Annotated in this window: 10 protein-coding genes, 9 tRNA genes and 7 rRNA genes; 25 read left to right on the top strand and 1 reads right to left on the bottom strand. The window is 41.1% G+C overall.

The genetic code is table 11. The features are described from left to right. Nucleotides 1-80 precede the first annotated feature (80 nt). The 24 genes from ftsH (at nt 81) to EQ029_RS11135 (ending at nt 20,893) form a co-directional block, all read left to right on the top strand. The gene (gene ftsH, locus EQ029_RS11250) at nt 81-2,264 is read left to right on the top strand and encodes an ATP-dependent zinc metalloprotease FtsH (protein WP_011276751.1); all 2,184 of its coding nucleotides are present in this window, start codon (nt 81-83) and stop codon (nt 2,262-2,264) included. A 236-nt stretch (nt 2,265-2,500) separates the two neighbouring features. Beyond that, nucleotides 2,501-3,385 carry an Hsp33 family molecular chaperone HslO gene (gene hslO / locus EQ029_RS11245; RefSeq protein ID WP_011276749.1) on the top strand — a complete coding sequence of 295 codons (885 nt, stop codon included), beginning with the start codon at nt 2,501-2,503 and terminating at the stop codon, nt 3,383-3,385. Between the two features lie 203 nt (nt 3,386-3,588). Further along, entirely contained in the window at nt 3,589-4,521 is a 933-nt protein-coding gene (gene cysK, locus EQ029_RS11240) for a cysteine synthase A (protein ID WP_016931263.1), read from the top strand. Nucleotides 4,522-4,754: 233 nt separating this feature from the next. Beyond that, nucleotides 4,755-5,558, top strand: coding sequence for a dihydropteroate synthase (gene folP, locus EQ029_RS11235; protein ID WP_016931262.1), 804 nt, complete (start codon nt 4,755-4,757; stop codon nt 5,556-5,558). Beyond that, nucleotides 5,536-5,901: a dihydroneopterin aldolase gene (gene folB / locus EQ029_RS11230; protein WP_016931261.1), complete on the top strand. Its 366-nt coding sequence runs from the start codon at nt 5,536-5,538 to the stop codon at nt 5,899-5,901. The genes folP and folB overlap by 23 nt, the downstream gene beginning before the upstream one ends. After that, nucleotides 5,902-6,381, top strand: a complete 480-nt coding sequence (gene folK / locus EQ029_RS11225) for a 2-amino-4-hydroxy-6-hydroxymethyldihydropteridine diphosphokinase (RefSeq protein WP_011276746.1) — start codon at nt 5,902-5,904, stop codon at nt 6,379-6,381. 203 nt (nt 6,382-6,584) lie between these two features. Continuing rightward, nucleotides 6,585-8,075: a lysine--tRNA ligase gene (gene lysS / locus EQ029_RS11220; RefSeq protein WP_011276745.1), complete on the top strand. Its 1,491-nt coding sequence runs from the start codon at nt 6,585-6,587 to the stop codon at nt 8,073-8,075. A 502-nt stretch (nt 8,076-8,577) separates the two neighbouring features. After that, nucleotides 8,578-8,692 (top strand): 5S ribosomal RNA (gene rrf, locus EQ029_RS11215). Nucleotides 8,693-8,701: 9 nt separating this feature from the next. Further along, nucleotides 8,702-8,777: transfer RNA gene (locus EQ029_RS11210), tRNA-Val, on the top strand. A gap of 14 nt (nt 8,778-8,791) precedes the next feature. Next, nucleotides 8,792-8,867, top strand: a tRNA-Thr gene (locus tag EQ029_RS11205). Nucleotides 8,868-8,872: 5 nt separating this feature from the next. After that, nucleotides 8,873-8,945, top strand: a tRNA-Lys gene (locus EQ029_RS11200). Nucleotides 8,946-8,968: 23 nt separating this feature from the next. Further along, nucleotides 8,969-9,043: transfer RNA gene (locus tag EQ029_RS11195), tRNA-Gly, on the top strand. Nucleotides 9,044-9,050: 7 nt separating this feature from the next. Further along, nucleotides 9,051-9,139 (top strand) — tRNA-Leu (locus tag EQ029_RS11190). Between the two features lie 11 nt (nt 9,140-9,150). Then, a tRNA-Arg gene (locus tag EQ029_RS11185) sits at nt 9,151-9,224 on the top strand. 33 nt (nt 9,225-9,257) lie between these two features. Further along, nucleotides 9,258-9,331 (top strand) — tRNA-Pro (locus EQ029_RS11180). Between the two features lie 15 nt (nt 9,332-9,346). Next, nucleotides 9,347-9,422 (top strand) — tRNA-Ala (locus EQ029_RS11175). Nucleotides 9,423-9,544: 122 nt separating this feature from the next. Beyond that, a 16S ribosomal RNA gene (locus EQ029_RS11170) occupies nt 9,545-11,095 on the top strand. 337 nt (nt 11,096-11,432) lie between these two features. After that, nucleotides 11,433-14,354: ribosomal RNA gene (locus EQ029_RS11165) — 23S ribosomal RNA — on the top strand. A 71-nt stretch (nt 14,355-14,425) separates the two neighbouring features. Continuing rightward, a 5S ribosomal RNA gene (rrf, locus tag EQ029_RS11160) occupies nt 14,426-14,540 on the top strand. Between the two features lie 217 nt (nt 14,541-14,757). Further along, nucleotides 14,758-16,308 (top strand): 16S ribosomal RNA (locus EQ029_RS11155). A 93-nt stretch (nt 16,309-16,401) separates the two neighbouring features. Beyond that, nucleotides 16,402-16,478, top strand: a tRNA-Ile gene (locus EQ029_RS11150). 190 nt (nt 16,479-16,668) lie between these two features. Next, nucleotides 16,669-19,590, top strand: a 23S ribosomal RNA gene (locus EQ029_RS11145). Nucleotides 19,591-19,661: 71 nt separating this feature from the next. Continuing rightward, nucleotides 19,662-19,776: ribosomal RNA gene (gene rrf / locus EQ029_RS11140) — 5S ribosomal RNA — on the top strand. Together the 16S, 23S and 5S rRNA genes with 9 tRNA genes alongside form the textbook arrangement of a ribosomal RNA operon. Nucleotides 19,777-20,536: 760 nt before the next feature. Continuing rightward, a complete protein-coding gene (locus tag EQ029_RS11135; RefSeq protein WP_016931339.1) occupies nt 20,537-20,893 on the top strand; it encodes a DoxX family protein in 357 nt (118 codons plus the stop codon). Between the two features lie 81 nt (nt 20,894-20,974). Here EQ029_RS11135 and pdxR read toward each other — a convergent pair whose 3' ends face one another. After that, on the bottom strand, nt 20,975-22,336 hold the full coding sequence (gene pdxR, locus EQ029_RS11130; RefSeq protein ID WP_011276743.1) for a MocR-like pyridoxine biosynthesis transcription factor PdxR: 1,362 nt from the start codon (nt 22,334-22,336) through the stop codon (nt 20,975-20,977). Between the two features lie 101 nt (nt 22,337-22,437). Here pdxR and pdxS point away from each other — a divergent pair, with 101 nt between their 5' ends. After that, entirely contained in the window at nt 22,438-23,325 is an 888-nt protein-coding gene (gene pdxS / locus EQ029_RS11125; RefSeq protein WP_011276742.1) for a pyridoxal 5'-phosphate synthase lyase subunit PdxS, read from the top strand. The last annotated feature ends 1 nt before the right edge of the window (nt 23,326 follow it).

The raw sequence follows: 23,326 nt of genomic DNA, 5'->3' as shown, positions 1-23,326 counted from the left end.
AGTTGAAATGCTAGCCTTTAAGAGAAGTGTTGTGTTACAATTTTTGTTAGCTTTATTATAGAAATAGGAGGAAATGACGCATGCAAAAAGCTTTTCGCAATGTGCTTGTTATCGCAATTATTGGCGTTATTATATTCGGCGTATTTTCTTACATAAATGGGAATGGCAATACACCGAAACAACTTTCCTATTCACAGTTTGTAGAGAAATTGGATAAAGGTGATTTAAAGACCTTAGAAATCCAACCTGAGCAAAATGTGTACTTGGTAAGTGGTAAAACAAAAAATGATGAAGATTACTCTTCAACGATTTTATACAATAACGAAAAAGACTTACAAAAAATTACAAATGAAGCAAAAAGCCAAAAAGGACTAGATTTTAAAGTTAAAGAAGAAGAGAAACAAAGTGTCTTCGTAAGTATGTTGACAACATTAATTCCTGTATTAATTATTGCTTTCCTATTCATTTTCTTCCTTAGCCAAGCACAAGGCGGCGGCGGTGGCGGTCGTATGATGAACTTTGGTAAATCCAAAGCTAAAATGTACGATAACCAAAAACGTCGTGTACGATTCTCAGATGTCGCTGGTGCAGATGAAGAAAAACAAGAATTAATTGAAATAGTAGATTTCTTAAAAGATAATAAGAAATTCAAACAAATGGGTTCAAGAATACCTAAAGGTGTATTACTTGTAGGCCCTCCTGGTACAGGTAAAACATTACTAGCACGTGCCGTAGCTGGTGAAGCGGGTGCACCATTCTTCTCAATCAGTGGTTCAGACTTTGTTGAAATGTTCGTTGGTGTCGGTGCAAGCCGTGTGCGTGACTTATTCGAAAATGCGAAAAAGAATGCACCATGTATTATCTTTATCGATGAAATTGATGCAGTAGGACGTCAACGTGGTGCAGGTGTTGGTGGCGGTCACGATGAACGTGAACAAACGCTTAACCAATTACTAGTTGAAATGGATGGTTTCGGTGAAAACGAAGGTATTATCATGATTGCTGCAACTAACCGTCCTGATATCTTAGACCCAGCGTTACTACGCCCTGGTCGTTTCGATAGACAAATTCAAGTTGGCCGTCCAGATGTTAAAGGTCGTGAGGCTATTCTTCATGTACACTCTAAAAACAAACCACTTGATGAAACTGTCGACTTAAAAGCTATTTCACAAAGAACACCTGGCTTCTCAGGGGCAGATTTAGAGAATTTATTAAATGAAGCATCTTTAATTGCTGCACGTGAAGGTAAAAACAAAATTGACATGCGTGATATCGAAGAAGCTACAGACCGTGTTATTGCTGGTCCAGCTAAAAAATCACGTGTCATTTCAGATAAAGAACGTAATATTGTAGCTCACCATGAAGCGGGTCATACAGTTATCGGTATGGTACTCGATGAAGCAGAAGTTGTTCATAAAGTAACAATTGTTCCTCGTGGACAAGCTGGTGGTTACGCAATGATGTTACCTAAACAAGATCGTTTCTTAATGACAGAACCTGAATTATTAGATAAAATTTGTGGTTTATTAGGTGGTCGTGTATCCGAAGATATCAATTTCCATGAAGTATCAACTGGTGCATCAAATGACTTCGAAAGAGCAACTCAAATCGCACGTTCTATGGTTACTGAGTATGGTATGAGTAAAAAACTTGGACCATTACAATTCTCATCTAGCGGCGGTGGACAAGTATTCTTAGGTAAAGATATGCAAGGTGAACCTAACTATTCTGGTCAAATCGCTTATGAAATTGATAAAGAAGTTCAACGTATTATTAAAGAACAATATGAACGTTGTAAACAAATCTTATTAGACCATGAAAAAGAACTTAAACTTATCGCTAAAACATTGTTAACAGAAGAAACATTAGTAGCTGAACAAATCCGTTCATTATTCTATGATGGTGTATTACCTGAAGTAGATTATGATGCTGCTCGTGTTGTTAAAGATGAAGATTCTGACTATAGCGAAGGTAAATATGGTAAATCTTACGACGATATCCGCGAAGAACAACTAGAAGAAGGAAAAGAAGACATGCGAGAAGATCGTAAAGAAGATAATGACATGAATCGCGAACGTAGACATCGTCAAAGAGATGATAGAGATAATCAAACAGGACATGATCAATTACGTGACGGTTCAAATGGAGACAATGATCAACATCGTGGACATTCAAATAATGAAGAAGACACAGGTCATGAACAATCTCCAAATATTGACAAACCATATAATCCAAACGATCCAAACAACCCTAGCAATAGATAAGTTTAAACTGGATTATTATCTCCTTTGAGTAAGGCAATTCCCCTTAGTCAAAGGAGATTTTTTAATATGTAGTGATCGTCAAAGAGACAATATTAGAGTTGAAAGCAAGTTACTTCATATTCTTATTAAACAAGTGTAGAATAAGTATCCTTAAAGGGAAAATATAGAAATAATTGAAAGATTAAAGTATAAATAATATCAATATAAAAATAAATGTACTAAAGGAGTTTATAAGGATGACACATGATTATATCGTTAAATCACTAGCTTTCGATGGAGAAATACGTGCGTACGCTGCGCTAACAACTGAATCAGTGCAAGAAGCACAAACACGTCATTATACTTGGCCAACAGCTTCAGCTGCTATGGGCAGAACAATGACAGCAACTTTATTAATGGGTTCGATGCTTAAAGGTGAACAAAAATTAACAGTAACAGTTGATGGTAAAGGACCTATTGGAAGAATCATTGCGGATGCAGATGCTGAGGGTAATGTACGTGCGTATGTGGATAAACCACAAACGCATTTTCCATTAAATGAACAAGGTAAATTAGATGTTAGACGAGCAGTTGGTACAGACGGGTCCATCCAAGTTGTGAAAGACGTTGGTATGAAAGATTATTTCTCAGGTGCAAGTCCGATTGTATCAGGTGAATTAGGAGAAGACTTCACATACTATTTTGCGACAAGTGAACAAACACCTTCATCAGTTGGTTTAGGTGTGTTAGTAAATCCTGACAATTCTATTAAAGCTGCTGGAGGATTTATTATTCAAGTAATGCCAGGCGCTAAAGATGAAACTGTAACAAAATTGGAAAATGCTATAAATAATATGCAACCCGTTTCTAAGTTAATTGAACAAGGATTGACACCAGAAGGTATTTTGAATGAAATTCTTGGTGAAGATAACGTTCAAATCTTAGAAACTATGCAAGCTCAATTTGAATGTAACTGTAGTCATGAGAAGTTTCTAAATGCAATTAAAGGTTTAGGAGAAGCTGAAATCCAAGATATGATTAAAGAGGATCATGGCGCGGAAGCTATTTGTCACTTCTGTGGTAATAAATATAATTATTCAGAAGCTGAACTTGAAGACCTATTAGCTTCAATGAATGCATAATTAAAAATATACTAAAGGCGATAAACCATCACGTGTTTATTGCCTTTTTTATAGGGAAACTAAAATAATGTAAAAGTAAAATGTAACTTCAATCCTAAAATAAGAGAATTAGCTTTGTCTTTTTAGAAAATTCTGATAGAATATAGTTATATCCGATAAAAAAACTAAGTTTTAAATATGAAAGTTAAAGGAGCGTTTTTTCAATGGCACAAAAACCAGTAGATAACATTACTCAAATTATTGGAAATACACCGGTAGTAAAATTAAGAAACGTTGTAGATGAAGATGCAGCAGATGTATACGTAAAATTAGAATATCAAAATCCAGGTGGTTCAGTAAAAGACCGTATCGCATTAGCTATGATCGAAAAAGCTGAAAAAGAAGGGAAAATTAAACCAGGTGATACGATTGTAGAACCAACAAGTGGTAACACAGGTATCGGTTTAGCTTTCGTATGTGCAGCTAAAGGTTATAAAGCAGTATTTACAATGCCTGAAACAATGAGTTCTGAACGTCGTAACTTATTAAAAGCTTATGGTGCAGAATTAGTTTTAACACCAGGTTCAGAAGCTATGAAAGGCGCTATTAAAAAAGCAAAAGAATTAAAAGAAGAGCATGGTTACTTCGAACCACAACAATTCGAAAACCCAGCAAACCCTGAAATTCATGCGTTAACTACAGGCCCAGAATTAGTAGAACAATTTGAAGGTAAACAAATTGACGCTTTCTTAGCAGGTGTAGGTACAGGCGGTACTTTATCTGGTGTAGGTAAAGTCTTAAAAGAAAAATATCCTAATGTTGAAATCGTTGCTATAGAGCCTGAAGCATCACCAGTATTAAGTGGTGGTGAGCCAGGACCACATAAATTGCAAGGTTTAGGTGCAGGGTTCGTACCGGATACTTTAGATACAAATATTTATGATAGTATCATCAAAGTAGACAACGATACAGCTATGGAAACATCACGTCGCGTTGCTAAAGAAGAAGGTATCCTAGCAGGTATTTCTTCTGGTGCTGCAATTCATGCCGCAATTCAAAAAGCTAAAGAATTAGGTAAAGGTAAAACAGTTGTAACAGTATTGCCAAGTAATGGTGAACGTTACTTATCAACACCTTTATATTCATTCGATGATTAATTTGTAATTAATATTTAAACGCTAGGGAAGCTTGTTATTGCTTCGCTAGCGTTTTCTTTTTTGGAAAATGAATATCTTATTTTAAATTATTAAATGTTTTGCATGCTTCATCAGCGATTATAAACACTGAAATGTTTAGAAAATGAGTGTATCATTATGATGTGACTATTAAGCAAAAGTAGACATTGTTCTACATATCATTTTCAAAAAGAACGAAGGGTGACGTGACAAGAATGACTAAAACAAAAATTATGGGAATATTGAATGTAACACCTGATTCATTCTCTGATGGTGGTAAGTATAATTCAGTGGATAAAGCGGTCAAACGTGCTAAAGAGATGATAGAAGAAGGTGTGGATATCATTGATGTCGGTGGCATTTCTACACGACCAGGATTCACAGAAATTTCAACGGAAGAAGAGATTGAGCGTGTAGTTCCTGTAGTGAAAGAACTTGCAAAATTAAATATTCAACTTTCAATAGATACATATCGTAGTGAAGTAGCGGAAGCGTGCTTAAAATTGGGTGCAACGATGATCAATGATCAATGGGCAGGGTTATATGACCCTAAAATACTTGATGTTGTGGCTTCTTACGATGCTGAAGTTGTATTAATGCATAATGGTGACGGACATCGCGAACAACCAGTTGTTGAAGAAATGCTATTATCACTTATTACTCAAGCGAACAAAGCAGAAATGGCCGGAATTCCAAAACATAAAATATGGCTAGACCCTGGAATTGGATTTGCCAAAACACGTGATGAAGAAAATGAAGTAATGGCACGTTTAGATGAACTTGTAGCAACTGAGTATCCTGTTTTATTAGCAACGAGTCGAAAACGTTTCATTAAAGAAATGATTGGTACAGAAACTAAAGCGTTAGAACGTGATGAGGCGACAGCTGCTACAACAGCTTATGGTATAATGAAAGGCGTCAAAGCTGTGCGTGTACATAATGTGCAATTAAACGCTCGATTAGGTCAAAGTATGGATTTCTTAAAGGAGAATGAAGATGAACGACACAATCTTTCTTAATGGTATGAGATTTTACGCATACCACGGTGCCTTACCTGCTGAAAACGAGATAGGTCAAATTTTTGTAGTAGATGTTACGTTGAAAGTGAATTTAGAAGAAGCCGGCCAATCTGATAAAGTAATCGACACTGTACATTACGGAGAAGTGTTTGAAGATGTTAAAGCAATCGTTGAAGGTCCACCATGTAATTTAATCGAACATCTAGCTGAACGTATTGCAAAACGTATAAATTCACACTATAATCGTGTAATGGAAACGAAAGTCAGAATCACTAAAGAAAATCCACCTATTCCAGGTCACTATAATGGTGTAGGTATAGAGATAGTGAGGGAGAATCGTTAAATGGTACAAGCGTATTTAGGTTTAGGAAGCAATATTGGTGATAGGGAACAGCAATTACAAGAAGCTATTAAAATAATTGACAGTATTGAAGGCATTACTGTGACTAAAATCTCTCCAATATATGAAACTGCACCAGTAGGGTATACCGAGCAGCCTAATTTTTTAAATTTGTGTTTAGAAATTGATACAGAATTGGAGCCTAAAGAACTTCTTAAATATTGCTTAGAAACCGAACAACGATTACACCGAGTTAGAGACATTCGTTGGGGTCCAAGAACATTAGATGTCGATATTTTATTATATGGAGATAAGGTTATAGAAGAAGATGACCTTGAAGTTCCCCATCCGCGAATGAGTGAACGTGCTTTTGTGCTAATACCATTAAATGATATTGCACCAACACAAATTGAACCTCGTTCAAAAACTCGTATCTCTGATTTAGTCATACCAGATGACACAGTGAAGAAATATAAAGGTTAAGTAGTATTAATTATGTATTTAATTAATATTATTGAAATGCGAAAATAGTGATGATCATACTTTGAAAGTGATACATGTAATGTCAATTTTGTAAAACAATACAATTAAGTAACACTACATTAGTAATATGATATCCTATAAGTAATTTAGAAATAATCCATGGAATAATTTTCATTGAAATGAAATTTAAAGGAGAGAAAGTTATGTCAGAAGAAATGAATGACCAAATGCAGGTCCGTCGTCAAAAACTACAAGAATTAATTGATTTAGGAATCGACCCATTTGGAAAACGTTTTGAGCGCTCAGCTACTGCTAGTGAACTAAAATCACAATGGGATGAATTCTCTAAAGAAGAATTACATGATAAAGAAGATGAAAGTCATGTTTCGATTGCCGGACGTTTGATGACTAAACGTGGTAAAGGTAAAGCTGGTTTCGCACATGTCCAAGATTTGACTGGTCAGATTCAAATTTACGTGCGTAAGGACCAAATTGGCGAAGAAGATTTCGACAATTTATGGAAAGGTGCAGACCTAGGCGATATTGTTGGTATTGAAGGTGTAATGTTCAAAACAAATACTGGCGAGCTATCAGTAAAAGCTAAGACATTCACTTTATTATCTAAAGCGCTTAGACCTTTACCTGATAAGTTCCATGGTTTACAAGATATTGAACAACGTTATCGTCAACGTTATTTAGACTTGATTACAAATCAAGATAGTACTCAAACATTTATTAACCGTAGTAAAATTATTCAAGAAATGCGTAATTACTTAAATAAACAAGGTTTTTTAGAAGTTGAAACACCAATGATGCATCAAATTGCAGGTGGTGCAGCAGCACGACCATTTGTTACGCACCATAATGCACTAGACGCTACTCTTTATATGCGTATAGCAATTGAATTACATTTAAAACGTTTAATTGTTGGTGGCCTTGAAAAAGTCTATGAAATTGGACGAGTATTCCGTAACGAAGGAGTATCAACACGACATAATCCAGAATTTACTATGATTGAATTATATGAAGCATACGCTGATTACCACGATATCATGGATTTAACTGAATCTATGGTAAGACATATCGCTCAAGAAGTATTTGGTTCTGCAAAAGTTCAATACAATGAAGAGGAAATTGACCTAGAGTCTGCCTGGACACGCCTTCATATTGTAGATGCAGTGAAAGAAGCTACAGGTGTAGACTTCTATCAAATTAAATCTGATGAAGAAGCAATCGCTGCAGCTAAAGAACATGGTATTGAAATTACTAATAATATGAAATATGGTCATATCTTAAATGAATTCTTTGAACAAAAAGTTGAAGAAACGTTAATTCAACCAACATTTATTTATGGACATCCAATTGAAATCTCGCCTTTAGCGAAGAAAAATCCAGAAGATCCTAGATTTACAGACCGTTTCGAGTTGTTTATCGTAGGTAGAGAACATGCGAATGCATTCACTGAATTAAATGATCCAATTGATCAACGTGAACGTTTCGAAGCACAACTTGTTGAAAAAGCACAAGGTAATGATGAAGCGCATGAAATGGATGAAGATTATATTGAAGCTTTGGAATATGGTATGCCTCCAACAGGTGGTTTAGGTATCGGTATCGATCGCTTAGTTATGTTGTTAACTGACTCTCCATCTATTAGAGACGTATTATTATTCCCTTACATGAGACAAAAATAGATTAAATTAAATATTAGAGATTGAGATAAAGTTTAGGGTTTATTCAAATGTTAACCTAATATATCTCAATCTCTTTTTTTATTTTGAGCCAGTTATTGTTAATAAAAGAGGCAAAAGGAATAATTAGTTTTCGATTTATATAAAATTAAGGGATTAAATATATTGGTGTGATAAAGGGTTATTATCAAAGGGAGAGTTACAAAAGTAAAAAAGAGTAGAGAAGTTATTATAAAACAATATAAAAAAGTGTAGTCAATATGCTTGCGATGTGCTAACATAGTAAAAGTGTTCAAAGAAGCGGAACCGACAAATAATAAACTTGTTAAATAAAAAAAGTTTTAAAAATTAGTTGACTTTGCTTTTTGAATGTTGTAAGATATAAAAGTCGTCGAAAACGAAAGTTAATTTTGTAAAATACTTGTAAAGATAACTTTAACAAAGTGTAAAATTAACTATTGAAAATTAAAATAATCGACATTATAATTAATTGAGTAAGTTATTGTCTGGTGACAATGGCAAGGAGGTCACACCTGTTCCCATGCCGAACACAGAAGTTAAGCTCCTTAGCGCCGATGGTAGTTGGATTTACGTTCCGCTAGAGTAGGACGTTGCCAGGCTTACACGTTGGAGAATTAGCTCAGCTGGGAGAGCATCTGCCTTACAAGCAGAGGGTCGGCGGTTCGAACCCGTCATTCTCCACCATTCTTAATTAATTAGCCGGCCTAGCTCAATTGGTAGAGCAACTGACTTGTAATCAGTAGGTTGGGGGTTCAAGTCCTCTGGCCGGCACCATCTTTGAGCCATTAGCTCAGTTGGTAGAGCATCTGACTTTTAATCAGAGGGTCAGAGGTTCGAATCCTCTATGGCTCATACGATTGTTTTAATAGCCACATGCGGAAGTAGTTCAGTGGTAGAACACCACCTTGCCAAGGTGGGGGTCGCGGGTTCGAATCCCGTCTTCCGCTCCATTATATTGCCGGGGTGGCGGAACTGGCAGACGCACAGGACTTAAAATCCTGCGGTGAGAGATCACCGTACCGGTTCGATTCCGGTCCTCGGCACCATCTTAAATAAAGCGCCCGTAGCTCAACTGGATAGAGCGTTTGACTACGGATCAAGAGGTTATGGGTTCGACTCCTATCGGGCGCGTCATTTAAATTTTATTTCTTATTTAATTACATACGGGAAGTAGCTCAGCTTGGTAGAGCACTTGGTTTGGGACCAAGGGGTCGCAGGTTCGAATCCTGTCTTCCCGACTTCTTAAATAATTCGGGGGCTTAGCTCAGCTGGGAGAGCGCCTGCTTTGCACGCAGGAGGTCAGCGGTTCGATCCCGCTAGTCTCCACCATTTTATAATGATTAAATGAACATTGAAAACTGAATGACAATATGTCAACGTTAATTCCAAAACAGTAACTTAAATGTTACAAACACTATTTAGTATTATGAGCTAATCAAACATCATAAATTTTTATGGAGAGTTTGATCCTGGCTCAGGATGAACGCTGGCGGCGTGCCTAATACATGCAAGTCGAGCGAACAGACAAGGAGCTTGCTCCTTTGACGTTAGCGGCGGACGGGTGAGTAACACGTGGGTAACCTACCTATAAGACTGGGATAACTTCGGGAAACCGGAGCTAATACCGGATAATATTTCGAACCGCATGGTTCGATAGTGAAAGATGGTTTTGCTATCACTTATAGATGGACCCGCGCCGTATTAGCTAGTTGGTAAGGTAACGGCTTACCAAGGCGACGATACGTAGCCGACCTGAGAGGGTGATCGGCCACACTGGAACTGAGACACGGTCCAGACTCCTACGGGAGGCAGCAGTAGGGAATCTTCCGCAATGGGCGAAAGCCTGACGGAGCAACGCCGCGTGAGTGATGAAGGTCTTCGGATCGTAAAACTCTGTTATTAGGGAAGAACATACGTGTAAGTAACTATGCACGTCTTGACGGTACCTAATCAGAAAGCCACGGCTAACTACGTGCCAGCAGCCGCGGTAATACGTAGGTGGCAAGCGTTATCCGGAATTATTGGGCGTAAAGCGCGCGTAGGCGGTTTTTTAAGTCTGATGTGAAAGCCCACGGCTCAACCGTGGAGGGTCATTGGAAACTGGAAAACTTGAGTGCAGAAGAGGAAAGTGGAATTCCATGTGTAGCGGTGAAATGCGCAGAGATATGGAGGAACACCAGTGGCGAAGGCGACTTTCTGGTCTGTAACTGACGCTGATGTGCGAAAGCGTGGGGATCAAACAGGATTAGATACCCTGGTAGTCCACGCCGTAAACGATGAGTGCTAAGTGTTAGGGGGTTTCCGCCCCTTAGTGCTGCAGCTAACGCATTAAGCACTCCGCCTGGGGAGTACGACCGCAAGGTTGAAACTCAAAGGAATTGACGGGGACCCGCACAAGCGGTGGAGCATGTGGTTTAATTCGAAGCAACGCGAAGAACCTTACCAAATCTTGACATCCTTTGACAACTCTAGAGATAGAGCCTTCCCCTTCGGGGGACAAAGTGACAGGTGGTGCATGGTTGTCGTCAGCTCGTGTCGTGAGATGTTGGGTTAAGTCCCGCAACGAGCGCAACCCTTAAGCTTAGTTGCCATCATTAAGTTGGGCACTCTAAGTTGACTGCCGGTGACAAACCGGAGGAAGGTGGGGATGACGTCAAATCATCATGCCCCTTATGATTTGGGCTACACACGTGCTACAATGGACAATACAAAGGGCAGCGAAACCGCGAGGTCAAGCAAATCCCATAAAGTTGTTCTCAGTTCGGATTGTAGTCTGCAACTCGACTACATGAAGCTGGAATCGCTAGTAATCGTAGATCAGCATGCTACGGTGAATACGTTCCCGGGTCTTGTACACACCGCCCGTCACACCACGAGAGTTTGTAACACCCGAAGCCGGTGGAGTAACCATTTGGAGCTAGCCGTCGAAGGTGGGACAAATGATTGGGGTGAAGTCGTAACAAGGTAGCCGTATCGGAAGGTGCGGCTGGATCACCTCCTTTCTAAGGATATATTCGGAACATCTCGTAGAGATGAGGAATAACGTGACATATTGTATTCAGTTTTGAATGTTTATTTTAAACATTCAACAACTAAATGAAAATTGCATTCAAAATTATATTTTGATATACTATTTTGATGTGATTGTTTGTTTGTTGATTGTACATTGAAAACTAGATAAGTAAGTAAAATAGATTTTACCAAGCAAAACCGAGTGAATAAGAGTTTTAAAAAAGCTTGAATTCATAAAATATAATCGCTAGTGTTCGAAAGAACACTCACAAGATTAATAACAGGTTTCTTAAAATTAGAACTACGTTCTAATATGGTGGAAACATAGATTAAGTTATTAAGGGCGCACGGTGGATGCCTTGGCACTAGAAGCTGACGAAGGACGTTACTAACGACGATATGCTTTGGGTAGCTGTAAGTAAGCGTTGATCCAGAGATTTCCGAATGGGGGAACCCAGCACGAGTTATGTCGTGTTATCGACAAGTGAATTCATAGCTTGTCAGAAGGCAGACCCGGAGAACTGAAACATCTTAGTACCCGGAGGAAGAGAAAGAAAAATCGATTCCCTGAGTAGCGGCGAGCGAAACGGGAAGAGCCCAAACCAATAAGCTTGCTTATTGGGGTTGTAGGACACTCTATACGGAGTTACAAAGGAATATATTAGACGAATCATCTGGAAAGTTGAATCAAAGAAGGTAATAATCCTGTAGTTGAAAATATATTCTCTCTTGAGTGGATCCTGAGTACGACGGAGCACGTGAAATTCCGTCGGAATCTGGGAGGACCATCTCCTAAGGCTAAATACTCTCTAGTGACCGATAGTGAACCAGTACCGTGAGGGAAAGGTGAAAAGTACCCCGGAAGGGGAGTGAAAGAGAACTTGAAACCGTGTGCTTACAAGTAGTCAGAGCCCGTTAATGGGTGATGGCGTGCCTTTTGTAGAATGAACCGGCGAGTTACGATCTGATGCAAGGTTAAGCAGGAAATGTGGAGCCGTAGCGAAAGCGAGTCTGAATAGGGCGTTGAGTATTTGGTCGTAGACCCGAAACCAGGTGATCTACCCATGGTCAGGTTGAAGTTCAGGTAACACTGAATGGAGGACCGAACCGACTTACGTTGAAAAGTGAGCGGATGAACTGTGGGTAGCGGAGAAATTCCAATCGAACTTGGAGATAGCTGGTTCTCTCCGAAATAGCTTTAGGGCTAGCCTCAAGTGATGATTATTGGAGGTAGAGCACTGTTTGGACGAGGGGCCCCTCTCGGGTTACCGAATTCAGACAAACTCCGAATGCCAATTAATTTAACTTGGGAGTCAGAACATGGGTGATAAGGTCCGTGTTCGAAAGGGAAACAGCCCAGACCACCAGCTAAGGTCCCAAAATATATGTTAAGTGGAAAAGGATGTGGCGTTGCCCAGACAACTAGGATGTTGGCTTAGAAGCAGCCATCATTTAAAGAGTGCGTAATAGCTCACTAGTCGAGTGACACTGCGCCGAAAATGTACCGGGGCTAAACATATTACCGAAGCTGTGGATTGTCCGTAGGACAATGGTAGGAGAGCGTTCTAAGGGCGTTGAAGCATGATCGCAAGGACATGTGGAGCGCTTAGAAGTGAGAATGCCGGTGTGAGTAGCGAAAGACGGGTGAGAATCCCGTCCACCGATTGACTAAGGTTTCCAGAGGAAGGCTCGTCCGCTCTGGGTTAGTCGGGTCCTAAGCTGAGGCCGACAGGCGTAGGCGATGGATAACAGGTTGATATTCCTGTACCACCTAGCATCGTTTTAATCGATGGGGGGACGCAGTAGGATAGGCGAAGCGTACGATTGGATTGTACGTCTAAGCAGTGAGATTGAGTGTTAGGCAAATCCGGCACTCTTAAGATTGAGCTGTGATGGGGAGAGGAAATTGTTTCCTCGAGTCGTTGATTTCACACTGCCGAGAAAAGCCTCTAGATAGATAATAGGTGCCCGTACCGCAAACCGACACAGGTAGTCAAGATGAGAATTCTAAGGTGAGCGAGCGAACTCTCGTTAAGGAACTCGGCAAAATGACCCCGTAACTTCGGGAGAAGGGGTGCTCTTTAGGGTGCAAGCCCAGAAGAGCCGCAGTGAATAGGCCCAAGCGACTGTTTATCAAAAACACAGGTCTCTGCTAAACCGTAAGGTGATGTATAGGGGCTGACGCCTGCCCGGTGCTGGAAGGTTAAGAGGAGTGGTTAGCTTCTGCGAAGCTACGAATCGAAGCCCCAGTAAACGGCGGCCGTAACTATAACGGTCCTAAGGTAGCGAAATTCCTTGTCGGGTAAGTTCCGACCCGCACGAAAGGCGTAACGATTTGGGCACTGTCTCAACGAGAGACTCGGTGAAATCATAGTACCTGTGAAGATGCAGGTTACCCGCGACAGGACGGAAAGACCCCGTGGAGCTTTACTGTAGCCTGATATTGAAATTCGGCACAGCTTGTACAGGATAGGTAGGAGCCTTTGAAACGTGAGCGCTAGCTTACGTGGAGGCGCTGGTGGGATACTACCCTAGCTGTGTTGGCTTTCTAACCCGCACCACTTATCGTGGTGGGAGACAGTGTCAGGCGGGCAGTTTGACTGGGGCGGTCGCCTCCTAAAAGGTAACGGAGGCGCTCAAAGGTTCCCTCAGAATGGTTGGAAATCATTCATAGAGTGTAAAGGCATAAGGGAGCTTGACTGCGAGACCTACAAGTCGAGCAGGGTCGAAAGACGGACTTAGTGATCCGGTGGTTCCGCATGGAAGGGCCATCGCTCAACGGATAAAAGCTACCCCGGGGATAACAGGCTTATCTCCCCCAAGAGTTCACATCGACGGGGAGGTTTGGCACCTCGATGTCGGCTCATCGCATCCTGGGGCTGTAGTCGGTCCCAAGGGTTGGGCTGTTCGCCCATTAAAGCGGTACGCGAGCTGGGTTCAGAACGTCGTGAGACAGTTCGGTCCCTATCCGTCGTGGGCGTAGGAAATTTGAGAGGAGCTGTCCTTAGTACGAGAGGACCGGGATGGACATACCTCTGGTGTACCAGTTGTCGTGCCAACGGCATAGCTGGGTAGCTATGTATGGACGGGATAAGTGCTGAAAGCATCTAAGCATGAAGCCCCCCTCAAGATGAGATTTCCCAACTTCGGTTATAAGATCCCTCAAAGATGATGAGGTTAATAGGTTCGAGGTGGAAGCGTGGTGACACGTGGAGCTGACGAATACTAATCGATCGAAGACTTAATCAATTTATTTCAATGTTTTGCGAAGCAAAATCATTTACTTACTATCTAGTTTTGAATGTATAATCATTCTCTTGTCTGGTGACAATGGCAAGGAGGTCACACCTGTTCCCATGCCGAACACAGAAGTTAAGCTCCTTAGCGCCGATGGTAGTTGGATTTACGTTCCGCTAGAGTAGGACGTTGCCAGGCAACCACTTTGACCGATAGGTCTTTTTTTGTGGCTAATTCATAGGAAAAATTAAAAAAGTTGTTGACTTTAAAGTTAATAGCGAGTATAATTAATTCTTGTGGTAATAAAAATGAACATTGAAAACTGAATGACAATATGTCAACGTTAATTCCAAAACAGTAACTTAAATGTTACAAACACTATTTAGTATTATGAGCTAATCAAACATCATAAATTTTTATGGAGAGTTTGATCCTGGCTCAGGATGAACGCTGGCGGCGTGCCTAATACATGCAAGTCGAGCGAACAGACAAGGAGCTTGCTCCTTTGACGTTAGCGGCGGACGGGTGAGTAACACGTGGGTAACCTACCTATAAGACTGGGATAACTTCGGGAAACCGGAGCTAATACCGGATAATATTTCGAACCGCATGGTTCGATAGTGAAAGATGGTTTTGCTATCACTTATAGATGGACCCGCGCCGTATTAGCTAGTTGGTAAGGTAACGGCTTACCAAGGCGACGATACGTAGCCGACCTGAGAGGGTGATCGGCCACACTGGAACTGAGACACGGTCCAGACTCCTACGGGAGGCAGCAGTAGGGAATCTTCCGCAATGGGCGAAAGCCTGACGGAGCAACGCCGCGTGAGTGATGAAGGTCTTCGGATCGTAAAACTCTGTTATTAGGGAAGAACATACGTGTAAGTAACTATGCACGTCTTGACGGTACCTAATCAGAAAGCCACGGCTAACTACGTGCCAGCAGCCGCGGTAATACGTAGGTGGCAAGCGTTATCCGGAATTATTGGGCGTAAAGCGCGCGTAGGCGGTTTTTTAAGTCTGATGTGAAAGCCCACGGCTCAACCGTGGAGGGTCATTGGAAACTGGAAAACTTGAGTGCAGAAGAGGAAAGTGGAATTCCATGTGTAGCGGTGAAATGCGCAGAGATATGGAGGAACACCAGTGGCGAAGGCGACTTTCTGGTCTGTAACTGACGCTGATGTGCGAAAGCGTGGGGATCAAACAGGATTAGATACCCTGGTAGTCCACGCCGTAAACGATGAGTGCTAAGTGTTAGGGGGTTTCCGCCCCTTAGTGCTGCAGCTAACGCATTAAGCACTCCGCCTGGGGAGTACGACCGCAAGGTTGAAACTCAAAGGAATTGACGGGGACCCGCACAAGCGGTGGAGCATGTGGTTTAATTCGAAGCAACGCGAAGAACCTTACCAAATCTTGACATCCTTTGACAACTCTAGAGATAGAGCCTTCCCCTTCGGGGGACAAAGTGACAGGTGGTGCATGGTTGTCGTCAGCTCGTGTCGTGAGATGTTGGGTTAAGTCCCGCAACGAGCGCAACCCTTAAGCTTAGTTGCCATCATTAAGTTGGGCACTCTAAGTTGACTGCCGGTGACAAACCGGAGGAAGGTGGGGATGACGTCAAATCATCATGCCCCTTATGATTTGGGCTACACACGTGCTACAATGGACAATACAAAGGGCAGCGAAACCGCGAGGTCAAGCAAATCCCATAAAGTTGTTCTCAGTTCGGATTGTAGTCTGCAACTCGACTACATGAAGCTGGAATCGCTAGTAATCGTAGATCAGCATGCTACGGTGAATACGTTCCCGGGTCTTGTACACACCGCCCGTCACACCACGAGAGTTTGTAACACCCGAAGCCGGTGGAGTAACCATTTGGAGCTAGCCGTCGAAGGTGGGACAAATGATTGGGGTGAAGTCGTAACAAGGTAGCCGTATCGGAAGGTGCGGCTGGATCACCTCCTTTCTAAGGATATATTCGGAACATCTCGTAGAGATGAGGAATAACGTGACATATTGTATTCAGTTTTGAATGTTTATTTACATTCTAATATTTAATGGGCCTGTAGCTCAGCTGGTTAGAGCGCACGCCTGATAAGCGTGAGGTCGGTGGTTCGAGTCCACTCAGGCCCACCATTGAATATATTGTACATTGAAAACTAGATAAGTAAGTAAAAATAGATTTTACCAAGCAAAACCGAGTGAATAAGAGTTTTAAAAAAGCTTGAATTCATAAAATATAATCGCTAGTGTTCGAAAGAACACTCACAAGATTAATAACAGGTTTCTTAAAATTAGAACTACGTTCTAATATGGTTGAAACATAGATTAAGTTATTAAGGGCGCACGGTGGATGCCTTGGCACTAGAAGCCGACGAAGGACGTTACTAACGACGATATGCTTTGGGTAGCTGTAAGTAAGCGTTGATCCAGAGATTTCCGAATGGGGGAACCCAGCACGAGTTATGTCGTGTTATCGACAAGTGAATTCATAGCTTGTCAGAAGGCAGACCCGGAGAACTGAAACATCTTAGTACCCGGAGGAAGAGAAAGAAAAATCGATTCCCTGAGTAGCGGCGAGCGAAACGGGAAGAGCCCAAACCAATAAGCTTGCTTATTGGGGTTGTAGGACACTCTATACGGAGTTACAAAGGAATATATTAGACGAATCATCTGGAAAGTTGAATCAAAGAAGGTAATAATCCTGTAGTTGAAAATATATTCTCTCTTGAGTGGATCCTGAGTACGACGGAGCACGTGAAATTCCGTCGGAATCTGGGAGGACCATCTCCTAAGGCTAAATACTCTCTAGTGACCGATAGTGAACCAGTACCGTGAGGGAAAGGTGAAAAGTACCCCGGAAGGGGAGTGAAAGAGAACTTGAAACCGTGTGCTTACAAGTAGTCAGAGCCCGTTAATGGGTGATGGCGTGCCTTTTGTAGAATGAACCGGCGAGTTACGATCTGATGCAAGGTTAAGCAGGAAATGTGGAGCCGTAGCGAAAGCGAGTCTGAATAGGGCGTTGAGTATTTGGTCGTAGACCCGAAACCAGGTGATCTACCCATGGTCAGGTTGAAGTTCAGGTAACACTGAATGGAGGACCGAACCGACTTACGTTGAAAAGTGAGCGGATGAACTGTGGGTAGCGGAGAAATTCCAATCGAACTTGGAGATAGCTGGTTCTCTCCGAAATAGCTTTAGGGCTAGCCTCAAGTGATGATTATTGGAGGTAGAGCACTGTTTGGACGAGGGGCCCCTCTCGGGTTACCGAATTCAGACAAACTCCGAATGCCAATTAATTTAACTTGGGAGTCAGAACATGGGTGATAAGGTCCGTGTTCGAAAGGGAAACAGCCCAGACCACCAGCTAAGGTCCCAAAATATATGTTAAGTGGAAAAGGATGTGGCGTTGCCCAGACAACTAGGATGTTGGCTTAGAAGCAGCCATCATTTAAAGAGTGCGTAATAGCTCACTAGTCGAGTGACACTGCGCCGAAAATGTACCGGGGCTAAACATATTACCGAAGCTGTGGATTGTCCGTAGGACAATGGTAGGAGAGCGTTCTAAGGGCGTTGAAGCATGATCGCAAGGACATGTGGAGCGCTTAGAAGTGAGAATGCCGGTGTGAGTAGCGAAAGACGGGTGAGAATCCCGTCCACCGATTGACTAAGGTTTCCAGAGGAAGGCTCGTCCGCTCTGGGTTAGTCGGGTCCTAAGCTGAGGCCGACAGGCGTAGGCGATGGATAACAGGTTGATATTCCTGTACCACCTAGCATCGTTTTAATCGATGGGGGGACGCAGTAGGATAGGCGAAGCGTACGATTGGATTGTACGTCTAAGCAGTGAGATTGAGTGTTAGGCAAATCCGGCACTCTTAAGATTGAGCTGTGATGGGGAGAGGAAATTGTTTCCTCGAGTCGTTGATTTCACACTGCCGAGAAAAGCCTCTAGATAGATAATAGGTGCCCGTACCGCAAACCGACACAGGTAGTCAAGATGAGAATTCTAAGGTGAGCGAGCGAACTCTCGTTAAGGAACTCGGCAAAATGACCCCGTAACTTCGGGAGAAGGGGTGCTCTTTAGGGTGCAAGCCCAGAAGAGCCGCAGTGAATAGGCCCAAGCGACTGTTTATCAAAAACACAGGTCTCTGCTAAACCGTAAGGTGATGTATAGGGGCTGACGCCTGCCCGGTGCTGGAAGGTTAAGAGGAGTGGTTAGCTTCTGCGAAGCTACGAATCGAAGCCCCAGTAAACGGCGGCCGTAACTATAACGGTCCTAAGGTAGCGAAATTCCTTGTCGGGTAAGTTCCGACCCGCACGAAAGGCGTAACGATTTGGGCACTGTCTCAACGAGAGACTCGGTGAAATCATAGTACCTGTGAAGATGCAGGTTACCCGCGACAGGACGGAAAGACCCCGTGGAGCTTTACTGTAGCCTGATATTGAAATTCGGCACAGCTTGTACAGGATAGGTAGGAGCCTTTGAAACGTGAGCGCTAGCTTACGTGGAGGCGCTGGTGGGATACTACCCTAGCTGTGTTGGCTTTCTAACCCGCACCACTTATCGTGGTGGGAGACAGTGTCAGGCGGGCAGTTTGACTGGGGCGGTCGCCTCCTAAAAGGTAACGGAGGCGCTCAAAGGTTCCCTCAGAATGGTTGGAAATCATTCATAGAGTGTAAAGGCATAAGGGAGCTTGACTGCGAGACCTACAAGTCGAGCAGGGTCGAAAGACGGACTTAGTGATCCGGTGGTTCCGCATGGAAGGGCCATCGCTCAACGGATAAAAGCTACCCCGGGGATAACAGGCTTATCTCCCCCAAGAGTTCACATCGACGGGGAGGTTTGGCACCTCGATGTCGGCTCATCGCATCCTGGGGCTGTAGTCGGTCCCAAGGGTTGGGCTGTTCGCCCATTAAAGCGGTACGCGAGCTGGGTTCAGAACGTCGTGAGACAGTTCGGTCCCTATCCGTCGTGGGCGTAGGAAATTTGAGAGGAGCTGTCCTTAGTACGAGAGGACCGGGATGGACATACCTCTGGTGTACCAGTTGTCGTGCCAACGGCATAGCTGGGTAGCTATGTATGGACGGGATAAGTGCTGAAAGCATCTAAGCATGAAGCCCCCCTCAAGATGAGATTTCCCAACTTCGGTTATAAGATCCCTCAAAGATGATGAGGTTAATAGGTTCGAGGTGGAAGCGTGGTGACACGTGGAGCTGACGAATACTAATCGATCGAAGACTTAATCAATTTATTTCAATGTTTTGCGAAGCAAAATCATTTACTTACTATCTAGTTTTGAATGTATAATCATTCTCTTGTCTGGTGACAATGGCAAGGAGGTCACACCTGTTCCCATGCCGAACACAGAAGTTAAGCTCCTTAGCGCCGATGGTAGTTGGATTTACGTTCCGCTAGAGTAGGACGTTGCCAGGCAAATTATTGAGACCGAAAGGTCTCTTTTTTTATGCCTAAAATTAAAACCGAAGGTTTAATAAGATATCAACAAATCAAAGTGTAATAGCTTTACGAGAAGAAAGCGTTTGAAGCCGATGAATTGAGAAAATTGAGAAGCGAGTTTAGTTGAGCTAAAAGAGCAAGCAATTTTAGAAAATAAAGAAGGATGCGAGTGCTTGTCTCGAAGTAAAGTAAGCTCCTTAGCGCCGGTGGTAGCAGATTTACGTTCCGCTAGAGTAGGACGTTGCCAGGCAAATTATTGAGACCGAAAGGTCTCTTTTTTTATGCCTAAAATTAAAACCGAAGGTTTAATAAGATATCAACAAATCAAAGTGTAATAGCTTTACGAGAAGAAAGCGTTTGAAGCCGATGAATTGAGAAAATTGAGAAGCGAGTTTAGTTGAGCTAAAAGAGCAAGCAATTTTAGAAAATAAAGAAGGATGCGAGCGCTTGTCTCGAAGTAAAGTAAGCTCCTTAGCGCCGGTGGTAGCAGATTTACGTTCCGCTAGAGTAGGACGTTGCCAGGCAAATTATTGAGACCGGAAGGTCTCTTTTTTTATGCCTAAAATTAAAACCGAAGGTTTAATAAGATATCAACAAATCAAAGTGTGATAGCTTTACGAAGAGTAAGCTTTTGAAGTCGATGAACTAAGAATATGGTTGAAATAGCATTTAACATCATGTAGTATATTTACTATATTAAATATAATAAATATATCATAAAGGAGAACGACGGACAATGAGAATTGGTTTATTATTAATAAGACTTATGTTAGGTATTACATTTACAATACATGGTGCTCAAAAAGTTTTTGGTGGCTTTAAAGAGCCAATGGCAATGATATCTGATTTAGGTTTCCCTGCCTTCTTCGGTGTTATTTTAGGATTATTTGAATTCATCGGAGGCATTTTAATGATTATTGGTTTATTTGCTAATTATATAGCTGCCGGCTTTATCATAATTATGCTTGGAGCTTTATTTACTGTTCATCTGTCACAAGGTTATATGACATCTGAACTTGTGATTATACTATTGGTGATGAGTGTAGCTGTATTGATTTCTTATAATTGGAAGAAAGCACTTGAACTTTATTAAGAAACTATTAATGTCTAATTATTACTTAATATAAACGATGGCACGTCGATAAGTTTTTAACTTATGGACGTGCTTTTTTCACTATACAGTTAATGATTTTATTAAAACGTCAGTATGCTCTTTAAGTTTATGATTCGGAATACCACCAAATCCAATAATAAATTTTGGAAGTAGTTCGTTTTCTTCCGCATAATTGTAAACGTTTAATTTTAATTTCAATTTCTCAGCACTGTGGAGGCATTGAGACATTGTAAGTCCATTGTCAACAGTTATTGTAAAATGCATTCCTGTTAAAGCACCTTCGATTTTTAATTGATCTTCATGTGGCTTCAAACGTTCTAATATATAATTTAGTTTCTCTCTATAAATCTTTCTCATTTTATTTAAATGACGCTCAAAACTTCCAGATGACATGAAGTTAGCAATAATTTGTTGGATATGAACAGGTACTGTGTTGCTTTCTTTATAAGGCATTGACAAATAAGATTGTAATAATTTTTGAGGTAAAACAATATAAGCAATACGGCAACTCGGGTAAAGTGACTTTGAAAATGTACTAATATAAATCACTTTGTCATTTTTATCTAAACTTTGTAAAGCTGGAATAGGTTTACCGTAATATCTAAATTCTGAATCATAATCGTCCTCAATTATATATCGGCTATTTTGTTGATGTGCCCATTTAATTAACTGTGTTCGTTTCTTTAAATTCATGACATATCCTGTAGGAAACTGATGTGACGGTGTTATATAAACAATATCGTTATTAGAATTTATGATGTCAATCATATTAATTCCATCTTTTTCAACTGTTGCCTGTATATAATTATGCTTGTTTTTATCTAAAACATGTTTTATGGGCGGATAACTTGGTTTTTCTATTATAAAAGATGATGTTTTAAGTAAATCTGTAATCATGTTTAGCAACTGCTCTGTAGAAGATCCAATGACGATTTGATTGGGATGACACGAAACCCCTCTACTATTAAATAGATAATGGGCAATTTGTTGTCGTAAATTTAATTCCCCTTGGATATCTCCTTTTTCTAAAAGTGCTAATTCATTATCTTCAAAGGCTTCTTTTGCATACTTTCGGAAAAGGTTGAGAGGGAAGTATTCTGCATCAATTTCAGCTAAATTAAAAGCATACTTGTATTGTTTACTCTCAGGTGTCTTAGGTTCGATTTCTATAAATTGATTATTAATATTGATGACAGGTAATGACTGAATATCGGAAACATAATAGCCAGAACGTGGTTTAGAGTATATAAAACCTTCATCAAGTAGTAGTTGATAGGCGTGCTCAATCGTCGTATGACTAAGAGATAAATGTTCACTTAACTGGCGTTTCGATGGAAATTTGTCTTGTGCTTGGTATTGACCTTCAATAATTTGGTTCTTCAATTGTTCATAAAGTGATATATATAGTTTTTGCTTTTTCATTTTAATAACTGACCCCTAATTTTATAAATAAATTGTACCTTTTTAAATATCAGTTTATAACTTAAAATGAATTTAATCAAATTGGAAAAGGGGTTAATTTTATGTCTAAAATCGTAGGATCAGATCGAGTTAAACGAGGAATGGCTGAGATGCAAAAAGGCGGCGTTATTATGGACGTTGTTAATGCAGAACAAGCTAAAATTGCAGAAGAAGCTGGCGCAGTTGCGGTTATGGCTTTAGAACGTGTACCATCTGACATCAGAGCAGCTGGTGGGGTAGCACGTAGCGCTAATCCTAAAATTGTTGAAGAAGTTATGAATGCTGTATCAATTCCAGTTATGGCGAAAGCACGTATTGGTCATATTACTGAAGCACGTGTGTTAGAAGCTATGGGCGTAGATTATATTGATGAATCAGAAGTGTTAACACCTGCTGATGAAGAATATCATTTAAGAAAAGATCAATTCACGGTTCCTTTTGTATGTGGTTGTCGTAACTTAGGTGAAGCTGCGCGTCGTATTGGTGAAGGTGCTGCAATGTTACGTACTAAAGGTGAACCTGGTACTGGTAACATTGTAGAAGCAGTTAGACATATGAGAAAAGTTAATTCAGAAGTTAGTCGCTTAGTTGTGATGAATGACGATGAAATTATGACTTATGCTAAAGAACTTGGTGCGCCTTATGAAGTTTTAAAACAAATCAAAGATCACGGACGTTTACCAGTAGTTAACTTTGCAGCTGGTGGCGTTGCTACACCTCAAGATGCTGCTTTAATGATGGAATTAGGTGCTGATGGTGTATTTGTTGGTTCAGGTATTTTCAAATCTGAAGATCCTGAGAAATTTGCTAAAGCAATTGTTCAAGCTACAACGCATTACCAAGATTATGAGCTTATTGGCAAATTAGCTTCAGAATTAGGCACAGCAATGAAAGGTTTAGATATTAATCAAATCTCATTAGAAGAACGTATGCAAGAGCGTGGTTGGTAAT

Origin of the sequence: Staphylococcus haemolyticus (assembly GCF_006094395.1) — a bacterium.
Classification (GTDB): domain Bacteria; phylum Bacillota; class Bacilli; order Staphylococcales; family Staphylococcaceae; genus Staphylococcus; species Staphylococcus haemolyticus.
Note: the sequence above shows the minus strand (reverse complement) of the source record. Positions and strands in the feature narration are given on the sequence as shown.